Raw genomic sequence first — 9,515 nt, 5'->3', positions numbered from 1 at the left:
TCGTCGCGGCCGATCACCGGGTCGAGCTTGCCCTGCTCGGCGCGCTCGGTCAGGTCGATGGTGTATTTCTCCAGCGCCTGGCGCTGTTCCTCGGCATTGGGGTCGTTGATCGCCTCGCCGCCGCGCAGGGTCTCGATCGCCTTCTCCAGCGCGCCCTTGCTGGCGCCGGCCTCGCGCAGCAATTTGCCGAGTTCGCCCTTGTCCTCGAGCGCGGCGAGCACGAACAGCTCGGAACTGATGTATTGGTCGTTGCGCGCTTGGGCGAGCTTATCGGTCAGATTGAGCAGCTTGCCCAAGGCATTGGAGACGGTCACGTCGCCGCCGGCGCCCGAGACCTGCGGCAGGCGTTCGAGCGCCTCGCCGAGCATCGAGCGCAGCCGGTTGACGCTGACATCGGCCTGCGACAGCAGATGGCGCACGCTGCCGCCGTCCTGGTCGAGCAGAGCGATCATCAGATGCACCGGCTCGATGAATTGATGGTCACGCCCAAGCGCCAAGCTTTGCGAATCGGCCAGGGCCATTTGGAACTTGCTTGTCAGCTTGTCCATTCTCATGTGCGTATCTCCGGCAAACTCTAAGGTTTTCGACGAGTTGTGGCGGGCCTAGCGAGAATTCAAGCAGTTGTTGGTGGGCGTTTCGTCGGCACCGGGCCTTGGGGCGAAGGCGTCCGATGCCTGTTCCTACCCCTGCCAATCAACGCCCAGGGCGATGAGGCCGCGACTCAACGTTGCGCAAGCAGCTGGGCCAGGGCCCGCAGCAGATCGGTCTCGGTGATGATGCCAACGATCTGGTGGCCGCCGTCGGTCGAAACGGGGAGGCAGCCGATCCGATCGCCGCGCATACAATCGACGGCAGCGGCGAGATCGGCATCGGGGGCGATGGTCGTCACCGGGCTGTGCATCACCTCGCTCACCTCGGCGGGCGCCTCCTTGAAGCAGCGCGCGGCCAGTTGCAGATCGCGTCGGGTCAGGATGCCGATGACGGCGCCCTCGGCATCGACCACCGGCAGGTGATGCAAATCGCGTTCCTCCATGATCTGGAAGGCGTCTTGATAGTCGGCGTCCATCGCGATGGTCACCGGGGATGCGGTCATGTAGTCGCTAACCTGCATGTTGGGCTCCTTTGGATTGCGTGGGGTTGTTTCAGCGTCGTGCTGGCCTGCCAGCCAGTATCCTCTGTTGCAGATGCTTGAGAAAGTACAGGCTCAGGGTCGAGTTAGTGACGCCCTCCCGCGGGGAGACGAGCGCTGCGTTCCTGATGGAAATGGCCCTCTTGCCCGAGGGTGGCGAAGTCGTTGAGGCCATAGGGGAAGGGCATGATGGAACGACCTACCGCGGGGAGCGCGCCTCGGCGCGTCGGCAGATCTCACGCGCGGTGCCGCTGAAGATGAACCGATGCACCGGCTGGAAACCGTACCAATAGGCCAGGCCCCAAACCCCAGCCGGGTGCCAGTAGGCGGTGATGCTGAGCTTGGTGCCGCCATCGGCGCGCGGTTCGAGGTCGAATTCGAGCATCCCGGCGCCCGGTGCGCGCATGCCGAAGGCCAGGCTCAGGCGGCGCTCGGGCTCGAGGCCGATGACGCTCCAGGAGCCGATGCGATCGCCAACGCGCAAGTCGGTCGGATGGCGACGCCCGTGCTGGCCGCCGGGGCCACCGGCGAGCCGATCCATCAGATCGCGCAGCTTCCAGAGACCGTTCATGGAGTACCAGCCCTCGTTGCCACCGATGCTGGAGACCAGCTCCCAGACCGCGCTCGGCGGTGCCGAGGTCTCGGCGCGACCACCGGCGCGTTTGGCGTAATAGGCATAGTCGATGCGTTGTTGGCGCACGGCAAAGGCTCCTTCGATCCAGCGCGCGACGATGGGCGCGCTCTCGCGCTCGGCCGCGAATACCGCCTCGACCGCCTCGCGGAAGCCGAGCAGCTGTTGCGGCACTAGGCGCTTGAGTTCGGCATCGTCGGCGGAAAAGTCGTGTTTGAGGCCGCCGATCAGGGCGCGAGCAATGTTGGTCGGCACCGCAGTGATGAAGCGCAGCCAATAGGCCGACAGGGTCGGCGTCAGCATCGGCACCGGAATGATCAGCGGCGGGCGGCGGCCGCCGACCTCAGCGAGGATGCGCATCATCTGCCGATAGGTCAGGGTCTCGGGGCCGCCGGCATCGAAGATCCGCCCCCGGCTGGCCTTGATCTGCGGCAGCCGTACCAGGTACATCAGCAGGTTGTCGAGCGCCAATGGTGGCGACTTCGACTGCACCCAGCGCGGCGTGATCATCACCGGCAGGTGATAGACCAGATCGCGCATCACCTCGAACGCGGCCGAGCCGGGGCCGACGATGATGCCGGCGCGCAGTTCGGTCACCGGCACCCTGCCACGGCGCAGGATGTCGCCGGTATCGCGCCGCGAAACGATGTGCTCGCTCTCGGCAGCGTCCGGGACCAGGCCGCCGAGATAGACGATGCGTTCGACCCCGGCGCGCTCGGCGGCGGCGGCGAAATTGGCCGCCGCTTCCAGATCGAGCCGGCCGAAATCCTTGCCCGCCGCCATCGAGTGCACCAGGTAGTAGGCGATCTCGATGCCATCGAGCGCGCGCGCCAGGCTCGCCGGAGCGAGCGCATCGGCGGCGACGCAATCGACGCCCTCCCAGCCGCGCGCCTTGAGCGCGGCGGCGTTGCGACTGCTCGCGCGCACCGCGCTGCCTTCGTCCAACAGGCGCGGCACCAGATGGCTGCCGATGTAGCCGCTGGCGCCGAACACCAGGCAGCGGGGCGCCGACGCAGGGCCTGTCCGGCTGGAATCCGGCGGATGCGCGCTCGGGGTGGTGTCCGGTTTCTGATCGGCCGTGTCGGTCATATCGCCTCCACCGGTGGATGACTGCCTCGACCTGCTGCAAACGGTTCAGGGTGCCGGGATCGGGACCGGTCCGCGCGCTTTTAGCCAGGCGCTGACCGCAGACGCGACCTCGGCGGGACATTCCTCTTGCGGCAGATGGCCGCAGTCGGGCAGGGTCACGAGGGATGCGTTCGCCAGGGCCTCGGCGGTGGCGACGGTATCGCTGACGGGAACGACCCGATCCGCGTCGCCAGTGAGCACCAGGGTCGGTTGCGCGATCTCGTCGAGCCGTTCGGCGATGGTCACGGGGTCGCTCAGCGAGCGTTGCAGCAGCGCGCCCCAGGCCAGATCCCAGCCCGCCAAGAGCCGATGCGCGCCGGTCACTGCGCGGCGTTCTTCATCGATCCTTGCGGGCTCGGCATAGGAATAATCGAGCAGCGGACTGTGACGGCCAAGATAGCGTGCCAGGCTCAAGGAGATCCGCCGCATCTGCGGCAGCTCGACCAACCAGTCCGGCAGGACGGGGCGCTTGGAGTGCACCCAGGGCGCGATCAGGATCAGGCCGGCGACGCGTTCGGGTTGCGCGAGCGCGGCCTCCAACGCCAGGGTGCCGCCCGATGAGTTGCCGACCAGGATGACCTGCTCAAGCTCCAGGGCATCGAGCAGCGCGAATAGCTGCTCCAGCGCGGCCGTTTTGCTGTAGAGATCGGGGTCGCCCTGGGTCGGATCGGGCACCGGCTTCGCGCTCAGGCCGTAGGGCAGCTGATCATAGGCGACCACCGGCCCATAGCGCGCGAAGGTCTCGAACACCTGGTTCCAGGTAAACAGGTTGAAGGTGAAGCCGTGGAGCAGGACGAACGCGGGCCGTCGATCTTGTTGAAGTGGCTCTCGCAGCTGCGGTGCCTTGGGATCCGGGCCGGAGCGGGCGACGTAATGGAAGGTTTGGGTGTCATCGGGCCCCGTCGGCAACCGAACGAATCGGCTCTCGGCGGCCGCCACCGAGCTGACGTCGGCGACGCCGGGCGCGGGGTTGACGCTCACCAGGAAGGGGCCGAGCACGACAGCGAGCAGTCCGAACAGGACCAGCAGCAGGAGGAGGCTCAACAGGATTCGCAGCAGGGTTCGCATCGGGATACAGGATCGACGAGCGCTCGCTCGGGGAGGTCGGCTGCGTGGATGCTAGCACAGGCGCTCGGTCGGGCTGTCGAATTGGCAGCCTGCGGCGGTGATCGCGGCGAGCCCGCGACAAGGCATCGGCAAGCGGAGGCTCGCGAACGGATTCGCTCGCTGGGCTATCCCTGGACCGGGATCCTTGCTAGAATCGACCTGAGGTATCCTGTTTAACCCTCTCACAAGCATGCGATTGGCGATGATTCATGGCGAGGCTCGCGGGGGGTGCTCCGCCGCCTTGCTCGCCACTATGGCGCGGCGAGGAAGGGCCATGCGAGGCGGCCGCCGGCTCCTGTGCCTGTCCGGCCTGCTGGCGCTGCTCGCCGCTGGTTGCGCGTCCAAGCCGGAGCCGGAGCCCGGCCCCCCCGACATCGACCGGGTGCTCGTGAGGAAGGCCGCGCGCACGCTCGAACTGCACAATGATCGCGGGATGTATCGACGCTATCGCGTCTCGCTCGGAGGGCAACCGCGTGGCCACAAGGTTCAAGAGGGTGACGAGCGCACGCCCGAGGGCGATTATGTGTTGGACTGGCGGAATCCGAACAGTGCATTCCATAAATCCATCCATATCTCCTATCCGAACGCCTTGGATCGCACGGTCGCGCGTTCGTTGGGCGTCTCGCCCGGGGGCATGATCATGATCCATGGCCTGCCGAACTGGCTGACCTCGCCGCGCTTGGCCGAGGAATACCGGCGGCACGATTGGACCGACGGCTGTATCGCGGTCGGGAACGAGGAGATGGACGAGATCTGGGCATTGGTCGCCGATGGCACGCCCATCACGATCCTGCCCTAGCCCCCGATTCGGCGCGGGCAAGGGGTGCGCTTCAAAGGTGGCCAGAGCGCCCGAAGTCCTTCATACTTTAGGGGCTTTCCTTTCCCATGGTTGCAGAGGCCGCCAATGTGCGGCGGAGGTTGAAGATGTTACTGATCGCCCTTTTTTGCGTTGCTGTCGGCATCGTCATTGGTTGGAATTGGCCACAGCCGCCTTGGGCCAAAGAGACGCAGGACAAGGTGGTTGGCGCCGTTAAGGGCGTGATCGGCAAGTAAGCCGTCGGGGCCGGACAGCCGGGCGAACCCCGGCTGCCGGCTCGCCAAGCCGCGATTCGAGACCACTGAACCATGCACTGCTGGGCCCGTTCTCTGCTCTATCTCCTGATCTCCGTCCTTGGGTTTGGCCAGATGATGGTCGCTTGCGGACAAAGGGGTTCGCTCTACTTGCCGGACGCCGAGTCCGACATGGCGAACCCGGCGGCGAACCGAGCCGTGTCAACGCCGGCTTCGGGCGCTTCGCACGAGGGAGGGCGCGAGGCGGGCGACGAGGTGCCCGCGGTTCCGTCGCCGTCCGGTGCCTTCTGAACGTCGCCCCGAGATGGATCATTTCCACTATCAGGGAAACCGGCTTCATGCCGAGCAGGTGCCGTTGCAGGCCATCGCCGAGCGCTTTGGCACCCCTTGTTACGTCTACTCGCGCGCGACCCTGGCTCGGCATTGGCGGGCCTTCGACGAGGCCTTGGGCACGCGCCCGCACCTGATCTGTTTCGCGGTCAAGGCCAACTCCAATCTGGCGGTGTTGAATCTCCTCGCGCGCCTGGGCGCCGGTTTCGACATCGTCTCGGTCGGCGAGCTGGAGCGGGTGCTGGCGGCCGGCGGTGACCCGGCCAAGGTCCTCTTTTCCGGGGTCGGCAAGCGCGCCGACGAGATCCAGCGCGCGCTCGAGGTCGGCATCCGCTGCTTCAATGTCGAGTCCGAATCCGAGCTGGCGCGCATCAACGCCATCGCGCTCGAGCGCGGGGTCGTGGCGCCGGTCTCGCTGCGGGTCAACCCGGATGTCGACGCACGCTCGCATCCCTACATCTCCACCGGCCTCAAGGAGAACAAGTTCGGCATCGACATCGAGGCGGCGGAGGCCGTGTATCGGCACGCCGCCGAGCAGCCAGGGCTGCGCGTGGTCGGTATCGATTGCCACATCGGCTCGCAGCTGACCAGCCTGGAACCCTTCCTCGACGCGCTCGAGCGCCTGCTCCGGCTGGTCGATCGGCTCGCCGCGCAGGGCATCGCGATCGAACACCTGGACCTAGGCGGCGGGCTCGGCATCCGCTACACCGACGAGGATCCACCGTTGCCCGCCGCCTACGCCGCCGCGCTCTCGGAACGGCTCGGCGCGCGTACGTTCGAGGTGATCCTGGAGCCGGGGCGGGCGATTGCCGGCAATGCCGGCGTGCTGTTGACCCGCGTCGAATACCTGAAGCCGACGCCGACGCATCGCTTCGCCATCGTCGATGCGGCGATGAACGATCTATTGCGCCCGGCCCTCTACGGCGCCGAGCAGGAGATCGTGCCGGTGCGGCGCCCGGCCCCTGAGTCTGCCCCTGAGCCTGTCCCTGAGTCTGCCCAGGAACCGGACCAACACGCGAGCGCGCTCAGCACGCCGGCCGATGAACTGCACGAGATCGTCGGCCCGGTCTGCGAGACCGGCGACTTCCTCGGCCGCGCGCGCCGCCTGGCATTGGCCGAGGGCGATCTGCTGGCCATTCGCGGCAGCGGCGCCTACGGCTTCTCGATGAGTTCCAACTACAACAGCCGCCCGCGCGCCGCCGAGGTGATGGTCGATGGCGACCAGGTCCATCTGGTGCGCCGTCGCGAGACATTGAGCGAGCTGTTCGCCGGCGAGGCGATCCTGCCATGAGGCGTCGTCCCGAATTCACCGCGCCCTGGGCCTGGTTGCTTGCGCGCGCGTCAGCGGGCTCGATGGTCTGATGCGGATGCGGTTTACCAAGATGCAGGGCTTGGGCAACGATTTCGTCGTCATCGACGCGATCCGCCAACGCATTGCGCCGAACCCCGAGCTGATCCGCCAGCTCGCCGACCGTCATTTCGGCATCGGCTGCGATCAGGTGCTGCTGGTGGAGCCGCCACGCTCGCCCGAGACGGACTTTCACTATCGCATCTTCAATGCCGATGGCTCCGAGGTCGAGCAATGCGGCAATGGCGCGCGCTGCTTCGCCCGCTATGTGCGCGACGAAGGACTCGCGCGCGCGGATCGGATTCGGGTCGGCACCGCCGCAGGACCGATCGCTCTGCGGTTGTGCGCCGATGGTCAGGTCAGTGTCGACATGGGCGTGCCGCGCTTCGCCCCGGCCGAGATCCCGCTGTTGGCGCGCTCGCGAGCACCGGCTTACGATCTCGGCGCCGGCTGTCGAGCGTTGCGCATCGGCGCCGTGTCGATGGGCAATCCGCACGCGGTGTTGGCGGTCAGCGACGATCTCGAGCAGGCGCCGGTCGCCGAACTCGGCCCGCGCATCGAGCGCGATCCGCTGTTCCCGCGGGGGGCCAATGTCGGTTTCATGCAGCGCCAGCACGCGGCAGCGATCCGGCTGCGGGTCTGGGAACGAGGCGTCGGCGAGACCCTGGCCTGCGGCACCGGCGCCTGCGCGGCGATGGTCATCGGCCGCCTCTGGGGCGAACTCGACGAGTGCGTCGAGGTGAGCCTGCCTGGCGGGACCCTGAGGGTCGAATGGCTCGGCGAGGGTCAACCGGTGACCATGACGGGGCCGGCCACCCGTGTTTTCGATGGGGAATTGGAGCGATGAATCGTCTAATCGATGACCTGGACCAGGCGGTCGACGAAGACAGCGTGGCGGACTGGTTGATGCATCACCCGGACTTTCTGTTGCGACATCCAGCGGTGCTGGCCAAGCTCGAGGTGCCCCACGATAGCGGCGGTGCCACCTCGCTGATCGAACGGCAGGTGGCGGTGCTGCGCGAGCAGTTGGCGCACGAGCGCGACCGCTTGCATCACCTCGTCGCGCGCGCGCATGACTACGAGGCCTTGTTGACGCGCGTGCACGAGCTGACCCTGCGCCTGATCGTGGCGCCCGATCCGCAGCAGGCCTTGCATGTGCTCGAGCAGGCGCTGCGCAAGCATTTCAAGGCGGACGCCGTCGCCATCAAGCTGTTCCCGCTCGAAGCCGAGGCGCGCGCGAGCGATCCGCTGGTGCGCGATTTCGTCGATTTCGTCGACCGCGACCGCTGTCTCTGCGGTCCCTTCGCCCCGGAGCAGGCCGAGGCCCTGTTCGGCCCGCTCGCGCTCGAGATCCATTCCGCCGCGCTGGTGCCGTTGCGCGCGCATGAACACACCGGCGTGTTGGCGATTGGCAGCACGGACCCAAAGCGATTCAGCCCGGACATGGGCACCGAGCTGCTCGAACGTCTCGGCGCCATCGCCGGCGCCAAGTTGGCCGACCTGGCCCATCGCGGCCAAGCGGCTTGAGGCGATGGGTCGAGCCACCTGGACTCATGATCGATGACCGCGATCAGCGACAGGCCGGCGCCCGATCCCTTGCTCGCGCGTTTTCTGGAACATCTCGCCAGCGAACGCCGCGCCTCGCCGCATACCCTGAGCAGCTATCGGCGCGATCTCGAGCGCATCGATCGCTGGCGGCTGGAGCAGGGCATCGCCGCCTGGTCCGAGCTGCGCGATGAGGCGATCCGGCGCTATCTCGCGGCCCGCCATCGCCACGGTATCGGCGGCCGCACCCTGGCGCGCGAGCTGTCGGCCTTGCGCGGCTTCTTCGATTTCCTGTTGCGCGAGCGGTTGCTGATCAACAATCCGGCGCGCGGCCTGCGGGCGCCAAAGAGCCCGCGCCGTCTGCCGGGGAGCCTGGATGCCGATACCCTCGGCGCGCTGTTGGATGCCGACATGACCGCCGCGATCACCGATGGCGGAGGCATTGACGAGGCCGAGCCTGATAGTCAGGCCGATTCCAAAGTGAAGACCAAGGCTGCCCCCAAGGTGGAAGCCCAGGCTGAAGCCGAGACATGCTGTGAGACAGGCGCCGACGATGAGCCGCTAGCGTTGCGCGACACGGCCATGGTCGAACTGTTCTATTCGTCCGGGCTGCGGCTGGCGGAGCTGATCGCGGTCGATGTGCGCGACATCGATCCCGCCGAAGCGATGCTCACCGTGGTCGGCAAGGGCGCGAAGACGCGTCGCGTCCCGGTGGGCAAGGCCGCGCTGCGGGCCATCGATGCCTGGCTTGGCGTGCGCCCATTGCTCGCCGCGCAAGATGAGCCGGCCTTATTCGTCAGCTCGCGAGGCGGTCGCATCCATCCGCGCACCGTGCAGGCGCGCCTGCGGCACTGGGCGCAACAACGCGCGGCGCATCGCAACCTGCATCCGCATCTGCTGCGACACTCGTTCGCGAGCCATCTGCTCGAATCCTCGGGCGATCTGCGGGCGGTGCAAGAGCTGCTGGGCCACGCCGATATCGCCACCACCCAGGTCTATACCCATCTCGATTTCCAGCATCTCGCCCAGGTCTACGACCAGGCGCACCCGCGCGCGCGCAAACGCCGCTGAGCCGCTCGCGTCGCCGACCGGTCGGCGGTCTCCCGCAGCAGGCCCTCTAGCTCGTTGAGCAGATGCCGGTCATCGCGGTCGCCCATCCCGGTCATGGGGTGGGATCGAAGCGGTAGCCGAGGCGTTCGATATCGGGCGCGAAGTGCCGCGCGACC

The 9,515-nt window shown here is 67.2% G+C and carries 11 protein-coding genes; 7 read left to right on the top strand and 4 right to left on the bottom strand.

All coding sequences use genetic code 11. The features are described 5' to 3' along the window. The 4 genes from ACLFQI_RS08325 to ACLFQI_RS08310 form a co-directional block, all read right to left on the bottom strand. The coding region (locus tag ACLFQI_RS08325; protein ID WP_410758443.1) for a Clp protease N-terminal domain-containing protein at positions 1-554 on the bottom strand (554 nt) is incomplete at its 3' end. Between the two features lie 167 nt (positions 555-721). Beyond that, positions 722-1,111: an HPP family protein gene (locus ACLFQI_RS08320; RefSeq protein ID WP_410758442.1), complete on the bottom strand. Its 390-nt coding sequence runs from the start codon at positions 1,109-1,111 to the stop codon at positions 722-724. A gap of 217 nt (positions 1,112-1,328) precedes the next feature. Then, positions 1,329-2,849, bottom strand: a complete 1,521-nt coding sequence (locus ACLFQI_RS08315) for an SDR family oxidoreductase (protein ID WP_410758441.1) — start codon at positions 2,847-2,849, stop codon at positions 1,329-1,331. 45 nt (positions 2,850-2,894) lie between these two features. After that, the gene (locus tag ACLFQI_RS08310) at positions 2,895-3,956 is read right to left on the bottom strand and encodes an alpha/beta fold hydrolase (RefSeq protein ID WP_410758440.1); all 1,062 of its coding nucleotides are present in this window, start codon (positions 3,954-3,956) and stop codon (positions 2,895-2,897) included. Positions 3,957-4,269: 313 nt separating this feature from the next. On the opposite strand from ACLFQI_RS08310, the gene ACLFQI_RS08305 reads away from it, so the two are divergent. From ACLFQI_RS08305 to ACLFQI_RS08275, 7 genes are all read left to right on the top strand, one after another. Continuing rightward, positions 4,270-4,794 carry a L,D-transpeptidase family protein gene (locus ACLFQI_RS08305; RefSeq protein WP_410758439.1) on the top strand — a complete coding sequence of 175 codons (525 nt, stop codon included), beginning with the start codon at positions 4,270-4,272 and terminating at the stop codon, positions 4,792-4,794. 125 nt (positions 4,795-4,919) lie between these two features. Beyond that, a complete protein-coding gene (locus ACLFQI_RS08300; RefSeq protein ID WP_410758438.1) occupies positions 4,920-5,048 on the top strand; it encodes a hypothetical protein in 129 nt (42 codons plus the stop codon). A 72-nt stretch (positions 5,049-5,120) separates the two neighbouring features. Beyond that, entirely contained in the window at positions 5,121-5,357 is a 237-nt protein-coding gene (gene lptM / locus ACLFQI_RS08295) for an LPS translocon maturation chaperone LptM (protein ID WP_410758437.1), read from the top strand. Positions 5,358-5,370: 13 nt separating this feature from the next. Then, positions 5,371-6,687, top strand: a complete 1,317-nt coding sequence (gene lysA / locus ACLFQI_RS08290; protein WP_410758436.1) for a diaminopimelate decarboxylase — start codon at positions 5,371-5,373, stop codon at positions 6,685-6,687. Between the two features lie 70 nt (positions 6,688-6,757). Then, entirely contained in the window at positions 6,758-7,591 is an 834-nt protein-coding gene (dapF, locus tag ACLFQI_RS08285) for a diaminopimelate epimerase (protein WP_410758435.1), read from the top strand. After that, entirely contained in the window at positions 7,588-8,271 is a 684-nt protein-coding gene (locus tag ACLFQI_RS08280; protein ID WP_410758434.1) for a DUF484 family protein, read from the top strand. The genes dapF and ACLFQI_RS08280 overlap by 4 nt, the downstream gene beginning before the upstream one ends. A 33-nt stretch (positions 8,272-8,304) precedes the next feature. After that, entirely contained in the window at positions 8,305-9,360 is a 1,056-nt protein-coding gene (locus ACLFQI_RS08275) for a tyrosine recombinase XerC (protein WP_410758433.1), read from the top strand. Positions 9,361-9,515: the final 155 nt, after the last annotated feature.

The organism is Halochromatium sp. (assembly GCF_046541315.1).
In the GTDB taxonomy this organism is placed as follows: domain Bacteria; phylum Pseudomonadota; class Gammaproteobacteria; order Chromatiales; family Chromatiaceae; genus Lamprobacter.
Note: the sequence above shows the minus strand (reverse complement) of the source record. Positions and strands in the feature narration are given on the sequence as shown.